This window comes from Gemmatimonadota bacterium (assembly GCA_016712265.1).
GTDB lineage: Bacteria > Gemmatimonadota > Gemmatimonadetes > Gemmatimonadales > Gemmatimonadaceae > RBC101.
The window spans coordinates 919,837-943,689 of sequence record JADJRJ010000031.1; the positions used below are offsets into that span (position 1 = coordinate 919,837).

The 23,853-nt window shown below is 67.2% G+C and carries 22 protein-coding genes; 19 read left to right on the plus strand and 3 right to left on the minus strand.

Annotated features, from left to right (window positions below; all coding sequences use genetic code 11):
* Positions 1-64 precede the first annotated feature (64 nt).
* Positions 65-661, plus strand: a complete 597-nt coding sequence (locus IPK85_24780) for a TetR family transcriptional regulator C-terminal domain-containing protein (GenBank protein ID MBK8250583.1) — start codon at positions 65-67, stop codon at positions 659-661.
* On the plus strand, positions 658-1,293 hold the full coding sequence (locus IPK85_24785; protein MBK8250584.1) for a sigma-70 family RNA polymerase sigma factor: 636 nt from the start codon (positions 658-660) through the stop codon (positions 1,291-1,293). Before IPK85_24780 ends, IPK85_24785 begins: the two co-directional genes overlap by 4 nt.
* On the opposite strand, the gene IPK85_24790 is transcribed toward IPK85_24785, so the two are convergent.
* Positions 1,251-1,931 carry a CGNR zinc finger domain-containing protein gene (locus IPK85_24790; GenBank protein ID MBK8250585.1) on the minus strand — a complete coding sequence of 227 codons (681 nt, stop codon included), beginning with the start codon at positions 1,929-1,931 and terminating at the stop codon, positions 1,251-1,253. The genes IPK85_24785 and IPK85_24790 overlap by 43 nt on opposite strands.
* Positions 1,932-2,031: 100 nt before the next feature.
* Here IPK85_24790 and IPK85_24795 point away from each other — a divergent pair, with 100 nt between their 5' ends.
* The 8 genes from IPK85_24795 (at position 2,032) to IPK85_24830 (ending at position 10,655) form a co-directional block, all read left to right on the plus strand.
* Positions 2,032-2,568, plus strand: a complete 537-nt coding sequence (locus IPK85_24795; protein ID MBK8250586.1) for a DUF84 family protein — start codon at positions 2,032-2,034, stop codon at positions 2,566-2,568.
* Positions 2,565-3,020 (plus strand): acyl-CoA thioesterase, encoded by a 456-nt coding sequence (locus tag IPK85_24800; protein MBK8250587.1) that lies wholly within the window; start codon positions 2,565-2,567, stop codon positions 3,018-3,020. The genes IPK85_24795 and IPK85_24800 overlap by 4 nt, the downstream gene beginning before the upstream one ends.
* Positions 3,017-4,258, plus strand: a complete 1,242-nt coding sequence (locus IPK85_24805; GenBank protein ID MBK8250588.1) for a 4-hydroxy-3-methylbut-2-enyl diphosphate reductase — start codon at positions 3,017-3,019, stop codon at positions 4,256-4,258. The genes IPK85_24800 and IPK85_24805 overlap by 4 nt, the downstream gene beginning before the upstream one ends.
* On the plus strand, positions 4,255-5,253 hold the full coding sequence (locus IPK85_24810) for an aldose 1-epimerase (GenBank protein ID MBK8250589.1): 999 nt from the start codon (positions 4,255-4,257) through the stop codon (positions 5,251-5,253). Before IPK85_24805 ends, IPK85_24810 begins: the two co-directional genes overlap by 4 nt.
* Positions 5,254-5,316: 63 nt before the next feature.
* Positions 5,317-6,921, plus strand: a complete 1,605-nt coding sequence (locus IPK85_24815) for a D-aminoacylase (protein MBK8250590.1) — start codon at positions 5,317-5,319, stop codon at positions 6,919-6,921.
* A gap of 77 nt (positions 6,922-6,998) precedes the next feature.
* Positions 6,999-7,469, plus strand: coding sequence for a (2Fe-2S)-binding protein (locus IPK85_24820; protein MBK8250591.1), 471 nt, complete (start codon positions 6,999-7,001; stop codon positions 7,467-7,469).
* Positions 7,470-7,482: 13 nt separating this feature from the next.
* On the plus strand, positions 7,483-9,828 hold the full coding sequence (locus IPK85_24825) for a molybdopterin-dependent oxidoreductase (protein ID MBK8250592.1): 2,346 nt from the start codon (positions 7,483-7,485) through the stop codon (positions 9,826-9,828).
* Positions 9,829-9,830: 2 nt separating this feature from the next.
* Positions 9,831-10,655, plus strand: coding sequence for a xanthine dehydrogenase family protein subunit M (locus IPK85_24830; GenBank protein ID MBK8250593.1), 825 nt, complete (start codon positions 9,831-9,833; stop codon positions 10,653-10,655).
* 58 nt (positions 10,656-10,713) lie between these two features.
* Here the strand turns inward: IPK85_24830 and IPK85_24835 are convergent, their stop codons facing one another.
* Positions 10,714-11,316, minus strand: coding sequence for an SRPBCC family protein (locus IPK85_24835; protein MBK8250594.1), 603 nt, complete (start codon positions 11,314-11,316; stop codon positions 10,714-10,716).
* Between the two features lie 102 nt (positions 11,317-11,418).
* Complete coding sequence (locus IPK85_24840; GenBank protein ID MBK8250595.1) at positions 11,419-12,588, minus strand: porin; 1,170 nt, start codon at positions 12,586-12,588, stop codon at positions 11,419-11,421.
* Positions 12,589-12,874: 286 nt separating this feature from the next.
* Between IPK85_24840 and IPK85_24845 the strand changes: the two genes are divergently transcribed.
* The 9 genes from IPK85_24845 to IPK85_24885 all read left to right on the plus strand — a co-directional run bounded on the left by IPK85_24845 (position 12,875) and on the right by IPK85_24885 (position 23,795).
* Complete coding sequence (locus tag IPK85_24845; protein ID MBK8250596.1) at positions 12,875-13,732, plus strand: MoxR family ATPase; 858 nt, start codon at positions 12,875-12,877, stop codon at positions 13,730-13,732.
* Entirely contained in the window at positions 13,732-14,871 is a 1,140-nt protein-coding gene (locus tag IPK85_24850) for a VWA domain-containing protein (protein ID MBK8250597.1), read from the plus strand. Before IPK85_24845 ends, IPK85_24850 begins: the two co-directional genes overlap by 1 nt.
* 65 nt (positions 14,872-14,936) lie before the next feature.
* A complete protein-coding gene (locus tag IPK85_24855) occupies positions 14,937-16,022 on the plus strand; it encodes an XdhC family protein (GenBank protein ID MBK8250598.1) in 1,086 nt (361 codons plus the stop codon).
* An 8-nt stretch (positions 16,023-16,030) separates the two neighbouring features.
* Positions 16,031-17,056 carry a hypothetical protein gene (locus tag IPK85_24860; GenBank protein ID MBK8250599.1) on the plus strand — a complete coding sequence of 342 codons (1,026 nt, stop codon included), beginning with the start codon at positions 16,031-16,033 and terminating at the stop codon, positions 17,054-17,056.
* 4 nt (positions 17,057-17,060) lie between these two features.
* Positions 17,061-17,453 carry an iron-sulfur cluster assembly scaffold protein gene (locus IPK85_24865; protein MBK8250600.1) on the plus strand — a complete coding sequence of 131 codons (393 nt, stop codon included), beginning with the start codon at positions 17,061-17,063 and terminating at the stop codon, positions 17,451-17,453.
* Positions 17,450-18,025, plus strand: coding sequence for a nucleotidyltransferase family protein (locus tag IPK85_24870; GenBank protein ID MBK8250601.1), 576 nt, complete (start codon positions 17,450-17,452; stop codon positions 18,023-18,025). Before IPK85_24865 ends, IPK85_24870 begins: the two co-directional genes overlap by 4 nt.
* Positions 18,026-18,081: 56 nt before the next feature.
* The gene (locus IPK85_24875) at positions 18,082-19,395 is read left to right on the plus strand and encodes an amino acid permease (protein MBK8250602.1); all 1,314 of its coding nucleotides are present in this window, start codon (positions 18,082-18,084) and stop codon (positions 19,393-19,395) included.
* Between the two features lie 74 nt (positions 19,396-19,469).
* Positions 19,470-22,496, plus strand: a complete 3,027-nt coding sequence (locus tag IPK85_24880; GenBank protein ID MBK8250603.1) for a SusC/RagA family TonB-linked outer membrane protein — start codon at positions 19,470-19,472, stop codon at positions 22,494-22,496.
* 27 nt (positions 22,497-22,523) lie between these two features.
* The gene (locus IPK85_24885) at positions 22,524-23,795 is read left to right on the plus strand and encodes a RagB/SusD family nutrient uptake outer membrane protein (protein MBK8250604.1); all 1,272 of its coding nucleotides are present in this window, start codon (positions 22,524-22,526) and stop codon (positions 23,793-23,795) included.
* Positions 23,796-23,853: the final 58 nt, after the last annotated feature.

The following is a 23,853-nucleotide window of genomic DNA, read 5'->3' on the forward strand; positions in this document are numbered from 1 at the left end:
TATTGAGGAGATAGCTGTCTCAGTGGGCTTGCTTTTTTGGACTCGCCAGTCCTAATTAGTGTGCATGAAGGACACCCGGGGGAGAATCGTGGGAGCGGCCGCCTCGCTCATCGCCGAGAAAGGGTTCAAGCGAACCTCAGTCGATGACGTGATCGAACGAGCGGATCTCAGCGGAAAGAGCCACTTCTACCACTATTTCAAGTCCAAGGAAGAGCTCGGGCTCGAGGTGCTGGGGCGCCAATTCGAGTCGTTCGCTGAGCGGGGCTTGGTGATCCTGCGCGAGCCGCTGATTCACCCGCTGGAACGACTGCACCTGTTCATCGACTCACTGGTCGCCCTGCAGACCGAGCGTGGATTCCGCGTGGGGAGTCCGTTCGGCACTCTCGCGACTGAAATGGCCGACCTGCATGAGGGGTTCCGCGAGCGGCTGGTTCAGGTGTTCGATCGGTGGGCGGCGCAGATCGAGGCTCTCTTGTGGGAGGCGCGTCCCCTGCTCAACCCCGAAGTGGACACGCGACGGCTGGCGCGCTTCCTCATCGCCACCCTCGAAGGAGCCCTGATGATGTCGAAAGTCAATCGCGATGCGGAGATGCTGCGCGCCATTGCCGCCGACCTGAAGCGATTTATTTCCACCCACCTCCGCGAGGGCGTACCCGCATGACGGCTGTCCTGGAGTTCGAGCGTACCGACGTGCCGGCGGTGGGTGATGTGCCCTCTGCCGCCGATTGGGCTCGCGAGGGGTTCGAGGCGGCGGCACAGCGACAGCTGCCCCCGCTGTACTCCTTTGCGCTGAAGCTGTCGCGCAATCCTGACGATGCGGAGGATCTCGTCTCTGACACCTACCTGCGTGCCCTGGAGCGTTGGCATCAGTTCCGTCCGGGGACCAACATGCGCGCCTGGCTTTTCACGATCCTCTACCACGTGTTTGTCAGCCGCAAGCGACGGATCAGTGCGCGGGAAGTGCTGTCCACGGACGATCCCGAAAGCCCCGTGGGGCCGGAGACGTTGGTTGGCGACGCGGACCCCGAGGGGGCGTTCTACGACTCATTCATCGATGAGGAGATCGTCGCCTCCATCGAGGCCTTGCCCTCGGAATACCGGACCGCCGTCCTCATGAGTGACGTGCATGGGATGCGGTACGCGGAGATTGCTGAGGTGTTGGGTGTCCCGGAGGGTACGGTCAAGTCCCGCCTGTTTCGGGGACGGCGGATCCTGCAGCGGCGGCTCCGCGACTACGCCGTGTCCGGTGGTTACGTTCGCGGAGCGCCGCTCGAGCCCGCCGGCGCGTCGTGACGCTCGCGCCAGCGGGCCGCCTTGGCGCGGTTGCCGCACGTGGACATTTCACACCATCGGCGCCGTCCGTTGCGAGTGTCGTCGAAAAACACGCGGGTGCACCGCGGGTCGCCGCATCGTCGCACGCGCGGTAGTTCACCCTCGATCATCGCGTCCGCTGCCGATTCGATCACCGGGATGAGGAGCGCCGCGAATGCGTCGCCCACAGGCACCAGGGTATGGGCAAAGGTACCATCTTCACGGAGGTCGATGCGGCGGGTCACGGCCGACCGCCCCAGCACGCGATTGATCTCGGCGAGGGCATCCAGCCGGACCCGTTCCGATTGCGCGCCACGTTCGGCCAGCTGCCGCAGGGCGGCGCGACTTCGTCTGGCCTCGACAAGGGCGGCGGTCGCGCCGGCAGGCTGTTGGTGCGCACGGCGGCGCATGCCACTCGCGCGTTCGGCATCGAGGACGGCGGCATCCACCAGGAATTCGACCAACGCATCGAAGTCGCGGAGCAGGTCGATGCGGTGTCCACGTCGGGCCTCGTCCGTGTTCACGAAGTCAAGCCAGAGTCGCTCCCCCACACGGGAGAACTCTGTGCTGCGCGGCACCCCATGCGCGTCGCGGCCCGCCGGTGAGAGGAGCACCTCCATGCCCTACGTTACCGCCAATGAGGCGCGGCGCAAGGATAGTGGGCCACGATGGGTGCGGCGACTACATTATCCGCGTGCCACCCACGCCACGTCCTGCCACATGCCGATGATCGCGGTCGGGTCCGCAAACCCCGTCAAGGTGCGCGCGGTGGAGAGTGTCGTTAGGCGCTGGGGTGCCGGATGGGAGGTGGAGGGCGTCGGCGTGTCGTCCGGCGTGCCGGACCAGCCGTGGGGCGACGAACAGACCATCGCCGGCGCGCGTGCCCGCGCCGAGCGCGCCCGCGAGGCGCTCGGTGCCGACGTGGGGCTCGGGCTGGAGGGCGGTGTGGTGGCCGCAGCGGAGGGTTTGCGGACCTGTGCGTGGGCGGTGGCCGCGTTCGCCGACGGCGCCACGTCTATCGGCGGCTCCCTGTCGATGCCGCTGCCTCCCGCCGTCGCCACCCTGGTGCGGCAGGGCATGGAGCTCGGGCATGCGATGGATGCGTATTGCGCGACCACCGGGACGAAACATGGGGCGGGCGCCGTGGGCATCCTCACCGCGGGACTCGTCGATCGCGCGCAGGCCTACGAGGTGCTCGTGGCCTATGCGCTGGCGCCCCTGTTGAGTGCACCCCTCTGGGCACCGGAGCCGCGATGACCGCGCCGTTTGTGATTCGTGAATACGTCCGCTGGGCCGACGTGGACATGGCCGGGATCATCCGGTACGACGCCTACACCCGCTTCATGGAGCTTGGCGAAGCCGAGATGTTCCGGTCCGTTGGGATTTCGCACCTCGACTTCCTCACGCGCTTCGATTTCACGATCCCGCGGCGCGCGATGCACCTCGACTATGAGTCGCCGCCGACCCTGGATGAACAGCTCACGGTCGTGGTCTACATTCCGAAAGTCGGCACGACCTCGCTGACCATCGCCTTCGACTTTGTCGGGGCTGGCGGTCGACGGCGCGCGTCCGGGTCCCTGGTCCTTGTGTGCGCCACGGCCGGGCACACCAGGTCGCAGCCCTGGCCGGCGGCCTTCCTGGAGTTGCTCGCGCCCTTCCGCCTGTCCGCAGACGAGGCGCGGTCGGCCTTGGCCCGGATGACCCCGTGACCGAGCCGCAAGAGACCTACTTTCGCAAGGGCCTCGGCGCGGCCGCCATCGTCCAGGGTGAGCTCGAAGCGGCCTACGCTGACGCCCTCGTCGATCGCCTCCGCGCCAATGACTATCGCCTCGTCGTTGGCGACCTCACCATCCTGCTCGCCAGGGAGTTCGGATTCTGTTACGGCGTGGAGCGGGCCGTGGACTATGCGTACCAGGCCCGTCGTCGCTTCCCGGATCGGCGTCTCTGGTTGCTGGGAGAGATCATCCACAATCCGCATGTCAACGAGCGGCTCCGCGACCTCGGGATCCAGGTCATGGAACCCCGAGTGGGGGCGACCGATGGGACGCCGCGGTTCGACTACGCTGCGGTAGATGCCGCGGATGTCGTGATCCTTCCCGCGTTTGGCGTAACCTACGCCGACTTCCGGGCCCTGCGGGCGCATGGATGCGTCGTGGTCGACACCACCTGTGGATCGGTTCTCAATGTCTGGAAGCGTGTGGAGCAATACGCCCGCGATGCACGCACCGCGTTGATTCACGGCAAGTGGTACCATGAGGAGACGCGAGCGACCGCGTCGCAGGTGCTCAAGTACCCCGGTGGCCACTACCTCGTCGTGCGCGACATGCCGGAGGCCGAGGTGGTGATGACGTACATCGAGGCGGTGGCGCGACACGGCCACGGCGATCGGGATGCCTTCATGGCGCGCTTCGAGCGCGCCGTATCGCCCGGCTTCGATCCCGACCTTCACCTGCGACGTATCGGCGTGGCCAACCAGACCACGATGTTGGCCAAGGAGTCGCTGGCCATTGGCGAACAGGTGGGGCAGGCGCTGGAAGCGGCCTACGGCGCGGACCATCGCGCTGAGGCGTTTCGTACCTTTGACACGATCTGCTCGGCCACGCAGGATCGACAGGACGCCGTCCTCGACGTGCTGGCGGCGGCGCCCGACGTGATGCTGGTGGTGGGCGGCTTCAATTCCTCAAACACCATCTCCCTCGCGGCGTTGTGCGCCGAGCGCGTGCGCACCTATCACATGGAGGATGCCGAGGGGATCGATCCGGTCACCGGTCGCCTTCACTACCGCGTCGCAGGGGTGGCCCACGTCGAGGCCGAGGCCGAGGCGTGGCTGCCCGCTGGACCCGTGACGGTGGGGATCACAGCAGGGGCGAGCACCCCGAACAACAAGATTGGGGCGGCCGTGGCCCGCGTGCTCGCGACCCGCGGGGAGCGCGTGCCGGGGTCGTGAGGCTCCCGTTCCTTCGCAAGCGCCCGCCGGTCCTGCCGGCCCCGAGGGACTTCCCGTTCATTGAACTGCGTGCGGGGGAGTCGTCGGTGCTGGTCGTACCATCGTTAGGCGGCAAGCTGGCGGAACTCTGGCTGGCGGGGCGCCAATGGCTCTGGCAGAGCGACATCACCCCGATGGCGCCCGGCGCAGACGGTGCGTCCTATGTGGAAACGGCGGACACCGGCGGGTGGGACGAGTGTTTTCCCACGGTCGGCGCCTGCCGGGTGCCTAGTTGGGTGAAGGGGGTGGGGGGCACCTCGCTGCCCGACCATGGAGAACTCTGGTCCCGGGCGGCCGAGGTGGAGGTGGCCACCGGGCCCGATGGACAAACGGCGACGTGCCACTGGGTGGGCGTGCGGTGGCCCTATGCGTTCGAACGGTCGGTCCGCATCGACCGGCAGGGCATGGTCCACCTGGGATATGCGGTCGCGAACCAGGGCACGGATCGCCTGCCGTTCCTCTGGAGTGCCCACCCGCTGTTCCCGCTCAGCGAGCGCACGCGCCTGGTGCTGCCGGAGGGGACGCGGTTGCGCGCGTGGGCGCGTCACGGGATCGACCTCGGCGAACTGCGGTCGGAACACCAATGGCCCTGGGTGCGAGCCGGCTCGCGCGCGTGCGACTTCCGGGCGCCCTTCGACGTGGCCAAGAAGTATGCGTGCAAGCTGTTCCTGGACATGCGTGAGGGGCTCGCGATACTCCAAGAGGGTGAGGTGGAGCTGGCCATGCACTGGGATGTCCGGGAGATCCCGCACCTTGGGCTCTGGTTGAACAAGCGCGGGTGGACGCCGTTCCGCAGCGAGCTGCCGTACCTCAACCTTGCCGTGGAGCCTGCCATTGGGGCGCCGGACACCGTGGACGACGCGTTAGGTGACTGGAAGTCGGCGGCATGGCTCGACCCGGGTGAGCGGCGCACGTGGACCCTGCGGTTGGAGGGCCGCGCCGTCACGCCGGTGTAGCCGCGGGCTGGCAGGACGGGGTGCGCGACGCATATTGGGCGCGCACTCACCCCGGAGCGTGTCATGCGCGTCGTCCTGCTACTGTCTGTCCTCAGCGCGACAGCCGCGCCGGCCCAGTCGGGCTATGACATCATCATCCGGGGCGGCACGATTGTCGACGGTACGGGGCAGCCACGCTTTCTGGGCGACGTCGCCATTCGCGGCGACCGTATCGTGCGGGTGTCGCGACTGCGCCTGCGCGGCGGTCCACAAACGCGGGTGATCGAGGCGACGGGGAAGGTGGTCGCCCCCGGCTTCATTGACCTGCACGCGCACCTGGAACCACTGCTGACGCTTCGTGGGGCGGAGAGCCATGTGCGACAGGGGGTGACGCTCGCGGTGGGTGGCCCGGATGGTGGTGGCCCGCTGCCCCTTGCTCCATACCTCGACAGCGTGGCGCGCGGTGGGGTAGGGATGAACGTGGCCTACCTCGTCGGCCACAACACCATTCGCGAGCGCGTGATGGGTGACGCCGCACGGGACCCGTCCACGGCGGAGCTTGCCCGCATGAAGGAGTTGGTCGCCCAGGGGATGCGCGACGGGGCCTTCGGGCTGAGCACCGGTTTGCGATACATCCCGGGCTACTATTCGAAGACCGCGGAGGTGATTGAGCTGTCCAAGGTTGCGGCCGCGTCGGGCGGGATCTACACCTCGCACCTGCGTGAGGAGGGACTTGGCCTGATGGACGGGGTGCGTGAGGCCATCGAGATCGGGCGGCAGGCCCGCATCCCCGTCGTCCTCACCCACCACAAGGCGGTCGGTCGCCAGATGTGGGGAAAGAGTGTTGAGACCTTGGCCATGGTCGACGCCGCTCGACGGCGTGGCATCGACGTCATGATCGACCAGTACCCGTACACGGCGAGCCAGACCGGGATCGATGTCCTCGTGCCGCCCTGGGCACTGGCGGACGGCGACACTGCGTTTGCGCGACGCGTCCGTGACCCGATGCTCCGCGACTCGATCGAGCGCGGGATCCTGGATTACCTCATGAACGACCGGGGCGGCGGTGACCTCAAGCGCGTGCAATTCGGCCAGGTGGCGTGGATGAAGGAATTGGAGGGAAAGACGCTCTACGACTTCGCCGTGATCCGCGGCGTCGAGCCGGTGCCTGAGAAAGCGCCGCCCCTGGTGATCGAGGCGGTGCTCAAGGGCGGTGCCCGGATGATCTATCACATCATCGATGAAGGCGACGTGCGTCGGATCATGCAGCACCCCCAAACGATGATCGCCTCGGACGGCCGATTGACGCGCCCCGGGGATGGCAAGCCGCACCCGCGGGCGTATGGCACCTTTCCACGTGTGCTCGGACGCTACAGCCGCGATCTCCAACTCCTCACGCTGGAGCAGGCCGTGCACAAGATGACCGGCATGCCGGCACGTCGCCTGGGGTTGGCGACACGAGGGGTGCTGCGTGAGGGCGCGTTCGCCGACGTCATGGTCTTTGACCCGGTCCAGGTCTCGGACCGAAGCACCTTCGAGGATCCCCACCAGTATCCCGTCGGTATCGAGTGGGTGTTCGTGAATGGCGTGGCGATGGTCGACGCTGGCCAGTTCACAGATCGCCGGCCCGGGCGGGCGCTCCGTCGCACGCCGCTGGTCGCCCCGCGACCGGCGCCACGGCGCCGGTAACGCGCGGGGTTGCTTGACGGCGCATGGTACGGACTGCAAGCTAGGCCGCGTAAGTGCTTTCTCATGGAGCGGCTGAGATGACGACGATCACGATCACCGTCAACGGCAAGGCCGTGACGCGTGAGGTGGAACCGCGCACGCTGCTCGTGCATTTCCTGCGCGAGCAATTGAGCTTGACTGGCACCCACGTCGGCTGCGACACCAGCCAGTGCGGTGCGTGTACCGTGCACCTCGATGGCCGGGCGGTGAAGTCCTGTACGGTCCTCGCCGTGCAAGCGGACGGGAGTGCCGTCACCACCATCGAGGGGATGGCGCGTGGCGAGGCGCTGCACCCCTTGCAGGCCGCGTTCAAGGAAGAACATGGGCTGCAGTGCGGCTTTTGTACGCCGGGGATGATCATGAGCGCGGCGGACTTGCTGGCGCGCACGCCGCAGCCGTCCGAGGCGGAGATCCGCGGGGCCCTCGAGGGCAACCTGTGCCGCTGCACGGGCTACCAGAACATCGTGCGTGCCGTCCAGACGGCGGCCCGCACGATGGCCAAGGCGTGAGGAGGGCCAAGCGATGATTGGCGCGAGTGTCAGACGAAAGGAAGACGGTCGGTTCATTACCGGGCGAGGCAAGTACACGGACGACATCAACTTGCCGGGGCAGCTGCACGCGGCCTTCGTGCGCAGTCCCTATGCGCACGCGAAGATTCGCGCGGTGGATGCGGCGGCCGCCCGTGCAATGCCGGGGGTGCGTGCCGTCTTCACAGGCGCGGACCTCAAGGCTGGCGGAGTGAACCCGATCCCGGTGGGGTGGCTGCACGCCGGGATCAACGTGGCGGAGCACCATGCCATCGCCGTCGATACCGCACGGTATGTCGGCGAGGCGGTGGCCGTGGTCCTGGCGGAATCCGCCGCGGGAGCGCGCGATGCGGCCGAGGCGGTCGCGGTCGACTACGAAGAACTGGCCGCGGTGGCATCTGCCGTGGACGCCCTGCGCGGCGGTGCGCCGCAAGTGCATGGCAATGCCGCGGGGAACGTGGCGTTCACCTGGCAGTTGGGGGATGCGGCGGGGACCGACGCGGCGATCAAGGGCGCCAAGACCGTCGTCCGGCAGCACCTGGGGAACCAACGGCTGATCCCCAACGCGATCGAGCCGCGCGCCTGTCTGGCGAGCTTCGACGCGGCCAACGACGAACTGACGCTGTACGTGACGTCGCAGAACCCGCACGTGCATCGCCTGATCATGGGGGCATTTGTCCTGGGGATCCCCGAACAGCGCTTCCGTGTGGTGGCGCCCGACGTGGGCGGCGGCTTCGGCTCCAAGATCTTCATCTATCCTGAGGAGGTCGTGGCGTGCTGGGCGTCGAAGCAGGTCGGCGCACCGGTCAAGTGGACGGCCACGCGCAGTGAGGCGTTCCTCTCGGACTCGCACGGACGGGATCACGAGACGGATGTCGAAATGGCGTTCGACGCCACTGGCAAGATCGTTGGGCTGCGGGTCAACACGGTCGCCAACATGGGGGCACACTTCACCCTGTTCGCGCCGGCGGTCCCGACGTACCTCTACGGAACGCTGCTGTCTGGTCAATACGACATCCCCGTGATCCACGTCTCGGTGACGGCCGCCTACACGAATACCGTGCCGGTGGACGCGTACCGCGGGGCCGGGCGCCCCGAGGCGACGTACGTGCTCGAGCGCACGCTCGACATCGCCGCCGGCACGCTGGGGGTGGACCCGGCCGAGCTGCGGCGCCGCAACTTCATCGCGCCGACGAAGTTTCCGTACCAGACGGCTGTGGCCCTGCAGTATGACTCGGGGAACTACGCCCCGGCGCTGGATAAGGCGTTAGGCATGGTGGGGTATGCGCAGCTGCGGTCGGAACAGGCGGCCGCCCGCGCCAACGGACGGTACATCGGCATTGGGCTCTCCAGTTATATCGAGGCGTGTGGCCTTGCCCCATCCCATGTGGTGGGATCGCTGGGCGCCCAGGCTGGCCTCTACGAATCAGGTGCCGTGCGTGTGCACCCGACGGGCAAGGTCACGGTCCTCACCGGCTCACATTCCCACGGGCAGGGACACGAGACGACCTTCGCCCAGATTGTCGCTCACGAGCTTGGCTGCGCCCTGGACGACGTCGAGGTCGTGCACGGCGACACGGCGAAGATCCCGTTCGGAATGGGCTCCTACGGCTCCCGATCTGGCGCCGTGGGTGGATCGGCCCTGTTCATGTCGCTGCAGAAGGTGAAGGAGAAGGGGCGCCGGATTGCCGCACACCAGTTGGAGGCGGCGGTCGAGGATGTCGACTTCAAGGATGGGACGTACTCCGTCAAGGGCGCGCCGGGCAAGCAGAAGGGCTTTGGGGAGATCGCGCTGGCGGCATATCTCGCGCACAATATCCCGGGCGACATGGAGCCGGGGCTCGACAGCACGTCGTTCTTCAACCCGTCCAACTTCGTGTATCCCTTCGGGACGCACGTTGCCGTCGTCGAGGTCGATGCCACGACCGGTCAGGTGATGCTCATGAAATACGTCGCCGTGGATGACTTCGGGAACGTGATCAATCCGATGATCGTGGATGGGCAGCTGCACGGCGGCATTGCGCAGGGGGTGGCCCAGGCGCTGTGGGAGGGCGGCGTCTATGACGGAAATGGCCAGCTGCTCACCGGCTCCCTCATGACCTACGCACTCCCGAAGGCCCACTTCCTGCCCATGGTCGAAACCGACCGGACCGTTACGCCTTCGCCGATCAACCCGTTAGGCGTCAAGGGTGCCGGCGAGGCCGGCACGATTGCGAGCACCGCCGCCACGGCCAATGCGGTGCTCGATGCGCTCGCTCCCTTCGGTATCACGCACCTCGACATGCCGCTCACCCCGGCGAAGATCTGGGCAGCCATCCAGACGGCCCGGGGAGGACACTAAACATGTATCCCGCATCGTTTGAGTATCATCGCGCCACCTCGGTGCCTCACGCGCTCGAGTTGCTGGCGACCTTTGGGGACGACGCCAAGGTCCTCGCGGGAGGGCATTCGCTGCTCCCGGTGATGAAGCTGCGCTTCGCGACCCCCGCGCACCTGATTGACCTGGGGCGGGTGCCCGGGCTATCGGGCATCACGGAGGCGGGTGGGGTCGTCACCATCGGGGCGATGACGCGGCACGCTGACGTGGCCACCTCGGCCGTGGTGCGCGCCAAGGCCCCACTCCTGGCCGAGGTCGCCGGCCACATCGGTGACCAGATGATCCGCAACATGGGGACGATCGGCGGATCACTCGCCCATGCCGATCCCGCGGCGGACCTGCCGGCGGCCATGCTCGCGTTAGGCGCGTCGCTGGTACTGCAGGGGAAGAACGGGAGCCGCACGGTGGGGGCCGACCAGTTCTTTGTCGACACATTCCAGACCGCGCTCGCCCCGGGTGAGCTGCTTGTCGCGGTCCAGGTGCCGGTGTCCAGCGCGGCCTGCGCCTATGCCAAGCATGCCGATCCGGCGTCAGGGTATGCGATCGCCGGCGTGGCGATTCAGCTGGGAGCGTCCGGCGGGCGTGTCGCCCTCACAGGGCTCGCCCCGCGACCGATGCGGCTGGCTGCCGTGGAGGCTGCATTGGCTGCGGGCGCCGGTGCCGCGGCCGCGGATCGTGCTGCCGATGGGGTGGAGTTCATCGAGGATGCACGAGGCAGCGTCGCCTACAAGGCCAACTTGGCCAAGGTCTTCACGCAACGCGCCCTGGCTGCAGCGATCGGCAGGAAGTAGTCACCGGCAGCGAGGACCTGGCGGAGGGGTCGGATGAACGTCCGACCCCTCCGCGCGTTCAGGAGCGTCCGAGCAGCCGCTTGATCCAGTCCACCAAGCTTCGCCAAAGGAGGGGCAGGAGCCGCAACTCCCTCGGTGCCTCCACCGCTGGCGGGGCCGACGGGCCGGTCACCGTGGTGGGCGTGGCGAGTACCGCCGTCTCTGGTGCCCGCTCCAGCTTCTCCCGCGCGGCGACTACGAACTGCTGGAAGAGCTGCTTCGACACCGACTCGATCAGGCCGCGGCCAAACTGCATGATGCGTCCCGCAATATCGATGGTGGCATCGACGGTGACGCTCGTCGAGCCGTCCGCGGTGGCCGTTGCGACCGCCACCATGTGCAGGCGCGCGGACCCGCTGCCACCGCTTTCCTTGCCTTCGCCGGTGATCGTCACGCGCCGCAGGGCCGGGTCCACCTCGGTGAGGACCGCCCGTCCCGCGTAGGCCGTGCTGACCGGTCCCACCTTGACCCGGACGCGCCCCACATGGGTGCGTGCGTCAATGCTTTCCGTCAGCTCGGCCCCAGGCAGGCACGTCACGACGTCCGCCGGGTTATTCAGGAAGGCAAAGACCCGGTCCGGGCTTGCCTGCACCGTGAACGCTTCGTGTATGACCAGGGACATGGGGTCGCCTCGCGCGAGATCCCAACGATATCCCCATCCCCGGGCGACCGGCAGGGCACCCGTCGGAGCCGCTGGGCAAGTGTGGCGAGGGAGCCCGCCAGGTCAGTAGTTGAACTGCGCCTGCAGCCGGAGGAATCCGCCCTTCTGTCTGTAGTTGGCTGGAAGTGCGGCGTCGAGCGTCAGACGGTCTGAGCGCGTGTACTGTGCCGTGAGCTCAAAGCTGGATGTCGGCAGCCATTCGACTCCTCCTTCGTATTCATGGACCTCGTAGTGTCGGGCGTCCTGCTCGACCTTCTTGCCACCAGAGTAGAAGTGCGCCCGGACGAACGGCTGGATGACCTGGCCGTCGACCTGCCAGCGATACATGGACTGCACGAAGCCGCCGCGCAGTCGCCCCGTCTCGATCGATCGGGTGCTCGCCTCATACTCTGGTCCCTCACCCCAATTCCACTCCCCGACCAACCCAAAGGGCTGCGCGTACCAGACCAGGGAGACGGCGACCCGGTCGTCGGCGTACTCCGGAAGTGCACGAACATTCGCCGTGCGCGAGGGAACGACGAACCGGCCCTTGTATCCCTGGACGCTGGCCTCGATGAACTGGCCGTTGGAGAGCCGGAACGGGTAGGTAGCGCGCGCCACGGCGTGGAGTGAATTGTTGGCCTCCGGCCGGTTGGCCGTCTGGCCATTCATGAGGCCGACGCCAAACACGCCGTAGTCACCCGTGCCCTTCAGGCCGCTGTCGGTCAGGATCCGGAAGCGACGGCGCGCCGTGCTTGAACTCCAATAGTAGAACAGCCCAAAGTCCCGCTCGTTCGGTACGGCGCTGTTCAAGCCGTCGTGCCGGTCGAGGGGGAGTCGATTGGAGCTCGATTGCAGGTTCTCGAACCCAAACGGGACCTTGCTCTGGCCAAAGCGCAAGCGGTGCTCCTTCGCGCCGTCCAGCCAGAGATCGAAGTACGCATCCCGGAGCTGCAGGTAGTGCGCAGTGCCGGCGGCGTCGGACGCGTAGTCCGGCTGAACGTAGATCGAGACCCGATTGTTGATGTCACCGGACAGGATGAGGCGGCCTCGACGCAGGAACAGGCCGCCGTTGTTTCCGATCGACCGGTCACATTGCGGGCAGGTCAGCTGCTTGTTGCTCTCAAGGAGTCGGTTGTACCGGATCTGGGCATACCCCCTGAGGCTGATCCGATCGTACCAGGCGCGCGAAGGCGCGGCCTGCGCCGGTGCGGCACTCTTCGGCCGGCCCGAATCCGCCGGTGCTTGCGCCACCGCGCTCTGGGCGACGCCGAGCAGGAGAATGACGGCGAGTCTGCGACGCGGGGCGAGGAAGGGATGGGGCACGGGAGTACGGGCGAGGTGCGGAAGGTGGCCGTTACAATTGTGCCTCAAGCTTGTTACAAATCTTATCGTTACAAAGCATTCTCCTTGCCCGTGACGACATCGTTACAGAATACCCCGCGCTCTGCCCGCGACGCGGTGCCCGCGCTATCGTCCAGCCGAACCCCATTCCCGATTCCGGGTTGTGAACGAGCGAATTCGTGAGATCCAGCGCGCGATGGAGGCCACGGCATACGTCACGGATCGGGACGTGGCGACAGCGGTCTTTCTCGCCACTACCCTCCAGAAGCCCCTGCTGGTCGAGGGGCATCCGGGAGTCGGGAAGACCGAGATCGCCAAGGTCCTGGCGCGGATCCTCAACACCGACTTGATCCGACTTCAATGCTACGAGGGGCTCGACGCCTCCAGCGCCCTGTACGAGTGGAACTACCCGCGGCAGCTGCTGCACCTGAAGCTGCAGGAGGGGTCGGCCACCCCCGCGGCGGAACGCGAGCGGACCCTCTTCTCTGAGGCGTTTCTCCTCAAGCGACCACTCCTCGCCGCGATCACGCACCCGGACCGCTCACCCGTCCTGCTCATCGATGAGGTCGATCGCGCGGATGAGGAATTCGAGGCGTTCCTGCTGGAGGTCCTCTCTGACTTCCAGGTGAGTATCCCCGAACTGGGCACTATCCGTGCGACCTACCGACCGGTAGTGATCCTCACGTCGAATCGGTCCCGGGACCTGTCCGAGGCATTGCGCCGCCGCTGCCTGTACACCTGGATCGGGTATCCGTCGTTTGACAAGGAGTTGCGGGTCGTGCGGGCCCGGGTGCCGGGAATCACGGAGCGCCTTGCCCGGGAACTCACGGCCTTCCTCCAGTCCCTGCGCACGCGCCGACTCGAGAAGACACCGGGGGTCGCCGAGTCGGTTGACTGGGGGCTGGCACTCGTTGCGCTCCACGCGGATCACCTGGATGCCGAGGTGGTCCAGGCCACCCTGGGCTGCGTGCTGAAGGACGAACGTGACCACGCGCTGGTGAGCGCCGCACTGGCCGACGGGCAGCTGCCGGCCATGCTAGCTGTCGGTAACTAGTGCACACAGCACCCACGGGGTTGGACGCGGCGGTGGTGCGCCTGGTGCGGCAGCTTCGCGCGCGAGGGATGGCCGTCGGCGCGGATCGCGCGGCGGCCGCGCTGGATGCCCTGCTGGCGGTCACCCTGGCGGACCGTGAGGACGCGCGGTTGGGGCTGCACGCGGTGCTCCTCACTCGGCCTGAGGATGCGGCCATCCTTGATGAGGAGTTCGCGCGGGCGTGGGGCGACGTTGGTGGGCCTGGCGACGCGCCGTCTCCCGGTGCCCCTGTCGCCGACGCCGCGCTCGCACCCCGGAAACCGGTGGCGGGGGTGGCGCCCGTTACCGTGGCCAACTGGATGAAGGGTGAGACCGCGGACCCCGCGGGATCCGTGGAGTTGAGATCGCCGAGTGCCACGGAACGCCTCAGCCAGCGTGACTTCGCGCAATGGGCCACCGTGGATGAGCCGGCCCTGGCCCGCGTGGCGGCGCGGCTGGTTCGACGGTTGACGCTGCGCCGGAGCCGACGGTGGCAGCGCGCCAACCGTGGGAACATTGACCTGCGCGGGACGGTGCGGGCCTCGACACGAGACCTGGGGGAGATGATCCGCCTGGTGCGGCGACAGCGTCGCGTCCGCCGGACGCGCATCGTGGCCGTGTGCGACGTGTCAGGTTCCATGGAGCTGTACACCGCGTTCCTGCTGCCCTTCTTGCACGCGCTCCAAAACACGGGGGCCACGGTGGAGACGTTCTTCTTTGCGACGCGACTCACTCGCGCGACGCACGCGATGCGCGGTGCCCGGTTTCGTACGGCACTGCGCGATCTGGGTCAGCTGGTGCGCGACTGGTCGGGCGGCACGCGGATTGGCGACGCGTTGGCGTCGTTGGTTCGCGGCTACCCCGGGCTGCTGGATCGACGCACGGTGGTGCTGGTCCTTTCTGACGGATGGGATGTTGGCGACCCGGAAGATCTTGGCGACGCCCTGCGCGAACTGCGTCGGCGCGTGGGACGCGTGATCTGGCTCAATCCGCTGATGGGGGCGCCGGGGTTTGCGCCGGAGACGCGGGGCATGCGGGCGGCGCTACCCCATCTGGATGCGCTCGTGCCGTGCCACAACATCGCCGCGCTCGAGGCGATCATTCCCCGGTTGGCGGTCTGATGGCGATGGACGGCGCCGTCACCGGTGGCGAGACTTCTCCGGATGCCTGAAGCGGGAGGAAGGACATGACAGCACCAACGCCTGGGGGGTTACCCACGCGACGCGCGGCAGTGGCGACCCTGATCGGGACCACTGGGTCCTCGCCGCGGACACCGGGGGCGCGCATGTGGGTGGACGAGGACGGGAGCATCGTCGGGGCGGTGACGATTGGCGGGTGTGTGGATGCTCGCGTCGTCGAGGCGGCGCAGGAAGTCTTGGTCTCAGGTGAGGCGCAGGTGGTGGAGATGTCCCTGGGCGAGGCCGATGCCGCGGCATTGGGGATGACCTGTGCCGGATCCGTGGAGCTGTTGATCGAACCCGTTGCACCCGTGCCGACCGACCCCGTCACCCGTGGACTCGAGGCGGTGCGAGCCGTGGTGGATGCGGGGCGAGCGGTCGCCCTGGTCATTGATCTGTCGGGATCGCGGGAGCGGCTGCTGGTTCATGAGGATGGGACGATCGAGGGGACGCTGGGTGGAGGGGTCGACCCGCGCCTCGCGCGCGAGCTCGCCCAGGTGCGCCTGCGCGACCGCGTGAGTGGCATCGAGGTCGTCGCCGGATCGCCGCCGCGTCGGCTGTACGTTGAGGTGCACGCCCCGGCTGCCCGCCTGGTCATCTTTGGGGCGACGCACGTGGCGCAGCCGCTGGCCGAGTTGGCGCGGGTGCTGGGGTTGTGGGTCGTCGTGGTGGACGGGCGCGAGCGGTATGCCACGACCGCGCGATTTCCGTCGGTCGATGAGGTCCTGGTGGGAATGCCCAGCGACATCGCGGGACGGCTGACCCTGCATCGTGACACCATGGTGGTGCTGCTCTCGCATGACTACAAGTATGACCTGCCGGTCTTGCGTCGGGTGCTGGAGAGCGAGGCCGGATACATTGGCTGTTTGGGGAGTACGCGGCGCGGCCAGGCGATGCGGGAGTTCCTGGCCGACCAGGGAGTCAGCGCGGCGTCGCTGGCGCGGGTCCGGATGCCGGTCGGCCTGGACATCGGCGCCCGCACGCCGGCGGAGATCGCGCTAAGTGTGCTGGCCGAGGGGTTGGCATCGCTGCGCGGTCGACCTGGGGGGGCGATGCGGGATCGACCGCCGCGGGAGCCGGGGGCCGGCCGGTGACGCCGTGGGTGCTCACGCGCTCGGCGTTAGGCACCGCCGTGCTGGAGGGATCCCTCTGCACCGTCCCCGTTCGGGACGGCGCGGGTCATGTCGTCCTGGAGAAGGGGACGCAGCTCGGCGACGGCGACCGCGTGCGCCTGGCCGATGGCGTATGGGAGGCGCTGCACCTGGTCCGGTGTGACGCCGGGGACCTGGTCGAGGCGGTGGCTGGGGGGCGCGTCGCACGCGCGGCGGCCGGCTCGGGCGTTCACGTGGATACCGTGACGCGCGGCCAGTGGCCGCTGACCGCCACATGGCGGGGGGTGTTGGAAGTTGACGCCGGGACACTCGCGGAGCTGAACCGCCATGAGGACCTCGCGGTGTACACCCTGTTTGATGGGCAGGTCGTCGAGCGCGATGAGGTGGTGGGATGTGCGAAGGTGATCCCATTCGTGGTCGGTGAGGCGGCGGTCGCGGCGGCCGAGGTCCTCATGACCACGCGAGGAGCGCCGCTTCGGGTCAGGAGGTTCTCGCCGCATCATGTCGCGGCGGTGGTGCTCGAGCGCCTCGGGGAACGGGCGCGCGCCAGGTTCGGCGAATCGTTTGGCGAGAAGGTGCGGTGGTTTGGCGGGACGCTGAATCGGGTTGACCATGTGGCACCGGACGCCATGGCGGTGCGGGAGGCGATCGAGCGGTCGGGGCGCGACTGTCACGTGACCGTCGTGGCGGGAACACGAGCGATGGACCCCCTCGACCCGGTCTTCCAGGCGCTCGATGCGTTGGGGGCACGGCGCGTCCGACGCGGGATGGCGGCGCACCCTGGCAGCCTCTGCTGGATCGCGCAGCTGGGTGACGGGTGGGTGATCGGGTTGCCAAGTTGCGGGGTCCTCTCGCAAGCCACCATTTTCGACCTCATCTTCACGTGGGTCTTTGCCGACATGGCCATCACGCCGGAGCGTTTGGCGTCCGTTGGGCACGGCGGCTTGCTCACGCGGGACATGGCGTATCGTTTTCCGCCGTATCGCGCCCAGCGCGAACGTGGCGAGGTGGAGTGACCTGGTGACGCTGCCGTATGGAGAGACGATCTTCGAGCATTTTCGGCGCCCGCGAAACCAAGGCGCCTTGGCGGCAGCGTCGGTGTCGCAGGAAGGGAGCAACCCCCTGTGTGGTGACCGGGTACGTGTTGAGCTGCGACTCGAAGGGGAGACGGTGGTGGAGGCCGGGTTCACGGCCAACGCCTGCGCCGTCTGCGTGGCCGCTGCCTCAGTGCTGACGGACCTGGTGCGCGGGGCGCATATTGAGGATGTGGCCACCTTTACGAGTGACGAACTGCTGCGCGCGTTAGGCGCCGAGTTGCCCCGCAGTCGGGTCTCGTGTGCGACGCTTCCACTGACGGTGCTGCATACCGGGGTGACCCTGTACCGGCAACGAGCACGGGAGGGCGTGCCATGATCGGAGCGATTGTGCTGGCGGCCGGGCGCGGGGCACGGTTTGGCGGGGTCAAGGTCCTGGCCATGCACGCCGGTGCGCCCTTGGTGGTCCACGTGATCGACCAGCTGCGCGCGAGTGGGCTCGACCGGGTGATCGTGACCGCCGGTGACCATGCCGAGGAGATCTCGGCGGCGGTCGCAGGTCGCGACGTCACGGTGGTGACCGTGGATCCCGAAGGCGGGATGAGTGCCTCCATCCGCGCCGGGATCGGTGCGCTTCCCAGGGAATGCGATGCGTTCCTCGTCGCGCTCGGCGACCAGCCGGGAATCGATCCTGCGGTGGTGCGACGGGTGATCGAGACCTGGGAAGGGTCCACTTCTGCGGCCGTCGTTCCGGTGTATCAGGAGGGCGTGCCCGGGCATCCGGTGCTGTTGGACGCGACGCTCCGACGCCGGCTCGAGCTCCTCGAAGGTGACCGCGGTGCGCGCGACCTGCTTCAGGCGCTGGGGGATCGGGTGGCCTGGATGCACGTCGACGCCTCGGTGCCGGTGGATGTCGACGTGCCGGCGGACCTCGACCGGCTTGGGAGCTAGACGCTCGCGCGGTGCGTGGTGGCGCGGTACGTTCCCGCCTCCCCAACGCCCCCGGCATGGCACTCAAGCGCACGTTAGGCACGACGGACCTGACCCTCCTCGTCATTGGGAATGTGATCGGATCCGGTATTTTCCTGGTTCCGAGTGAGGTGTTGCGCACGACGGGCGGATCGGTGACGACGGCGAGCCTGGTGTGGTTGCTCGGCGGCGTCCTGTCCCTCCTTGGGGCCCTGTCCTACGGGGAACTGAGTGCGATGGATGGGGGCTCCGGTGGCCTGTACGGGTTCATCCGCGACGGATTCGGTCGCCTCCCCGCGTTTCTGTACGGCTGGACCCTGTTTTTTGTCATTGGGTCGGGCACCATCGCCACCCTGGCCGTTGCGGCCGCCAACTACCTCGGCCAGTTCACGGAGTTGTCTCCGACGGCACGCAAGGTCATCGCGGACATCTTCCTGCTGGGCATCATGGTCATGACCGTGCGCGGGACGCGCGGCAGTGCCTCAGTGCAGAACGTGGCGACCGGAGTAAAGGTGCTGGCGATCCTCCTCATGAGCGCACTGTTGTTCGCCCTGGGAGATGGTGGAGCCGCAACGTCCGGTGCCGCGTCGGTGAACGCGCCGTCGGGGCTGACACTGAGCACGGCAGGGCTGGCGCTGATTCCCGTGTTGTGGGCCTACGAGGGATGGCAGTACGTCACGTTCAGCGATGGGGACGCCCTGGATCCCCAGCGCTCGCTTCCGCGCGCGATCGCGCTTGGCACGGTGGCGCTGGTCGCGATCTACCTCGTCGCGAACTTCGCGTATCTCGCGGCGCTCGGTCCGGCCCGGGTGATGGCGTCCGACCGGGTGGCCGGTGAGGCGGTGGCCGCGGTGCTCGGGGATCGGGCGGCGCAGCTGTTGGCGCTCGCCATCATCATCTCGATGTTGAGCGCGGCGCTGGCGACGGTGCTCACGGCACCCCGCGTGTTCTACAACATGGCAAACGACGGGGTGTTTTTCCGTGCGTTAGGCGCGGTGAATCCGCAGTATGGCACCCCGGCGCTCGCCATCATGGCGTGCTGCCTCTGGGCGATGGTGTTTCCGTGGGTCGGGACGTTCAGCCAGCTCCTGAACTACGTCGTCTTTGTCGGGTGGATCTTCTATGGACTGGGGGCGGCGGCGGTCATCGCCCTGCGCATCAAGCGGCCCGAGGCGCGCCGCCCCTTCCGTGTACCTGGGTATCCCCTGACGCCGGCGTTGTTCGTGCTCGCGGCATCGGCGATCGTCGTGAACACGGTGATGTCGCAGCCCCGTCAGGCCGCGATCGGGATCGGGATGGTGTTGCTCGGCGTGCCGGCGTACTACGCCTGGCGTCGCCGCGCGCGCGCCTGACACCGCCATCTGGTGCGACTGCGCGCAGGCGCGTATCTCTGTATGCAAATTGGAGTCCTCAACAAGGAGGGGTGATGCGTGAAAGGAAAACCGCGAGTCCGGGATGGGGAGCTGGCTGGCGACACCTCGCAGCTTTCGTGCTGTCGCTGGGGTTAGCCGCCCCCCCCGTCGTCGCGCAAACAGGCGTCGTCGGCGGCACCGTGGTGGACGCTCGAACGCTCCGCGGGCTCGACGGAGCCCAAGTGCAGGTGGAGGGAACGACGCTCGGGGCACAGACCGATGGATCGGGCGCTTTCCGTATTACGGGGGTGACGGGTGCGCAGGTGACACTCCAGGTGCGGCGGCTCGGCTTCAAGCCGGCGACCGTCACCGCGCGCGTGGGCCAGACGGATGTGCGCGTGACTCTGAGTGAGCAAGTGGCCTCCTTGAGCGAGGTCGTGATCACGGGAACGGCGGAACCGGTGGAGAAGCGCGCTATCGGCAATTCGGTGACCAAGGTCGACGCGGCGACGATTCAGGCTCTGGCGCCAGCCCCGGACATGACCACTCTGCTGAACGGCAAGGCGGCGGGGGTGGTGATGACGGGTGGGTCCGGGGCGGTGGGATCGGGGCCACGCATCCGCATCCGCGGCGCGGCCTCGCTCTCTCTGAATGACCAGCCGCTCATCTATGTCGACGGTGTGCGTATCGCCAATGACGTCTCCACGGGGCCCCGCTCGCAATTCTTCTCGTCCGGGGTGATTTCGCGCCTCAACGACATCGACCCGGAGAACATCGAAAGCATCGAGGTGATCAAGGGGCCAGCGGCCGCGACGCTGTACGGGACCGAGGCCAACAATGGCGTCATCCAGATCATCACCAAGCGCGGCAAGGCCGGGCGCTCCGTCTTTTCCCTGAACGTGCGTGAGGGTGGCAGTTGGTTCCAGAATGCCGAAGAGCGCATTGGGCAGACCTATCGCCGGTTGGCGGATGGAACGATCTCCGCCTGGAATCCCGTGGCGATCAACCGCGAGGCTGGCCTCGGCCTCTTCAAGACCGGGCTGTCGCAGTCCTACAACATGGGACTCAACGGCGGCACCGACGTCGTCAAGTACAACTTCAACGGTTCATACGACAACGACAAAGGCATCGAACCGACCAACTCCCTGTGGCGCTGGTCCGGCGGTGGAAACGTCGCTTTGTCGCCATACAAGAACCTGGATATCCAGGCCGTCTTCAACACCAACCAGTCGGTGGTGAACGTGCCGCTTGAGGCCGGCGGCGGTGCCTGGTTCTCGCTTTACTTCGGGCAGACCCCCGTCACCGATGCCGAGAAGCTGCGTCGGGGGTACTTCTCGGCGCCGCCCGAGGCGTTCTGGGGTGCGTTCAAGCAGTGGCAGGCGGTGAAGCGCACCACCGGGTCGATCCAGATGAACCACCGGTTGGGCACGTGGCTGAACCAGCGGCTTGTGGTTGGCAACGACCTGACGGGCGAGGACAACGTCAACCAGACGCAGCGCATGGGGCCGTTCTACCGGCAGTTCTTCACGAACCCGGTGGACCAGAACGGCAACAAGGCCACGCGCCGTCGCGAGCTGAGCGTCACGTCGATCGACTACGCGGCGTCGCTCAAGAAGGCGCTTTTCGGCCTGCAGACCAGCACGAGCGTTGGGGCACAGTACTTCCGCCGTCAGACCTACGCCGTAGCCGCGCGTGGTGAGGGCTTTCCGTCCGGTGGACTGACGCTCGTCGACGCCGCCGCCACGACGTTTGGCGGCGAGGACTTCTTTGAGAACTCAACGGTCGGGTTTTATGGTCAGGAACAGCTGAACTTCAACGACCGGATGTACCTCACGGCAGCACTCCGGGTGGATAACAACTCGGCCTTCGGTGAAGACTTCAGCTGGGTCACCTATCCCAAGGTCTCCGGGACCTGGGTCATCAATGAAGAACCCTGGTTCAAGCTCGGGTGGATCAACTCGCTCAAGCTGCGGGGCGCGTATGGGCAAACGGGCCAGCAACCGGACGTGAACACCGCGCTTCGCACCTATTCGGCGACCACCGGTGGTGACGGGAACCCGGCGGTGTCCCCCCTGTCCCTCGGCAATCCCGACCTCAAGCCGGAACGTGCGGGCGAGATCGAACTCGGGTTTGATGGGACCTTTCTCAGCGAGCGGGTGAGCGCCGAGGTGACCTGGTATCGTCGTGACACCAAGGACGGCATCCTGTTCCAGGACGTGCCGCCGTCGAGCGGGTTCGCGGGGCAGCGGGTGGTCAACATCGGCGGGATCCGCAGCACGGGTATTGAGCTGCAAACGCGGTACAACGCCCTGAACATGCGCAACCTGAACCTGGACTTCGGGTTCAACATCTCCAACAACAACAACCAGATCACGAGCCTGGGCAACACCGCTAACCTGGCGAAGGACCCGTTGGGTAACCCGTTCATCCAGATTGGTGGCAACCGCAACACCATCGGGAAGGCGGTGATGACCTGGTATGACTACAAGGTCCGTAGCGCGACGTACAACGCCACGACCCGCCGCGCCGAGAACATGAAGTGCGACGACGGCCTCGGGAAAGGCGGCGTGGTCGACTGTCTCACGGCCGCGGGGCAGCCCAATGCGCCGCGGGTCTTCATCGGCCGCGCGGACCCGGCAGTCGAGGGGTCGTTCAACACGACCGTCACTGCGTTCCAGAAGTGGCGTTTTTATGGCCTCGTGGACTTCAAGGGCGGACATCGCGTGCTGAATAACAACGACCGCGCCCGCTGCCAGGTGTTCAACCAGTGCCTCGCCAACATCGAGCCGGAGAAGTATGACCCCGTGTTCGTGGCGCAGGCGCAATCCAACGGCATCCTGCGCGAGTTCACCTACCAGAAGGCCAAGTTCGCGCGCCTGCGCGAGGTCTCGGCCAGCTACAACATGGGGCAGGACATGGCGCGCTGGGTCGGCGCACGGAGTGGAGCCATGACGCTCTCGGGTCGTAACCTTGCGTTGTGGACGCCTTACGGCGGCACGGACCCGGAGAATTTCTTCACGCTCCAGCAGTTCGTCCGGCTCGAGCAGGCGCAGGTGCCGCCCCTCGCGCAGGTGTTGTTTTCCGTCTCCCTCTCCTACTAACCGGCCACAGCCAAGGAGCGATCGATCATGATGTACCGCTCACGTGCCAGCGCGCGCCGGATCATCCGCCGGACTGCCATCGTCTTGTTGGGCAGCGGAACACTGACCGCATGCGACACTCTGCTCAGCGCGGATGCGCCCAGCCGTATTCTCGCCGAAACCCTGCTCCAGCCAAACAACGCCCCGGTGATGGTGGCCGGGGCGGTGGCGGATTTTGAGTGTGCGTTCGGTAACTATGTGCTTTCTGCAGGGACCATCGCGGATGAATTCATGGACTCCCAGGCGAATGCCGCGACCTGGGACATTGACCGCCGGTCCAGCAACCCGTCTTCGGCGCTGTATGCCACGGGTGGCTGTGGGGGCTTTGGCCTCTACACGCCGATCTCGGTCGCACGCTTTCAGGCGGACCAGGCCCTCAAGCTCTTGAATGAGTGGACCGACGCGCAGGTCCCCGGGCGCGCGGGACTCATTGCCCGCACGGCGGCCTACGCGGGGTTCGCCCACATCCTGCTCGGCGAGGGGTTCTGCTCGGCGGCGGTCGACCTCGGGCCGGAGCTGACGCCGGCGCAGGTCTTCGCGCTGGCCGAAGCGCGGTTCACGACGGCGATCGGCACCGCCGGTGTTCCGGACAGCATCCGGTACATGGCCCTCGTCGGTCGGGCGCGCGCGCGGATCAATCAGGGCAAGCGCGCGGAAGCTGCGGCCGACGCGGCGCTGGTTCCCAATAACTTCGTCTTGAACGCGCGCACCACCGCGGCCGCGGGTCGCGCGGAGAATCGGGTCTTCCGCATCAACAACACGAGCGGCACCGTGACGGTGGACACCCAGTTCCGCAACCTCACGATCAACGGGGTGGTGGACCCGCGCGTCCCGGTCGTGGATGCGGGACGTGGCGGCTCGCTCCCGGCCGTGCGCTTGTGGTCCCAGAACAAGTACACCTCGTTGACCGCACCGATTCCGATCGCGACCTGGCGCGAGGCGCTCCTGATCCGCGCCGAGGTGGCCGGGGGCCAGACCGCCGTCGGGATCATCAACCAGCTGCGATCGCGCTTTGCCGGGTTGCCAACGTTTGCCTCGACGGATGAGGCGGCGATCCAGGCCCAGGTGCGGGAGGAGCGTCGGCGCGAGCTGTTCCTGGAAGGGCATCGCCTGTACGACACGATTCGCTTCAACGTGCCGTTCAAGCCGGCGGCGGGAGCGCCGTTCCCCAACGGGGGTGGCACCTACGGCACGAACAAGTGCCTCCCACTCCCGGATATCGAGCGGCTCAACAACCCGAACATCGCGCGCAGCAGCTAGCGCGGGTGAGCTGTGTCCGGGCCCGTCCGCGCGCTGGCGCGGGCGGGCTCGTTGGCAT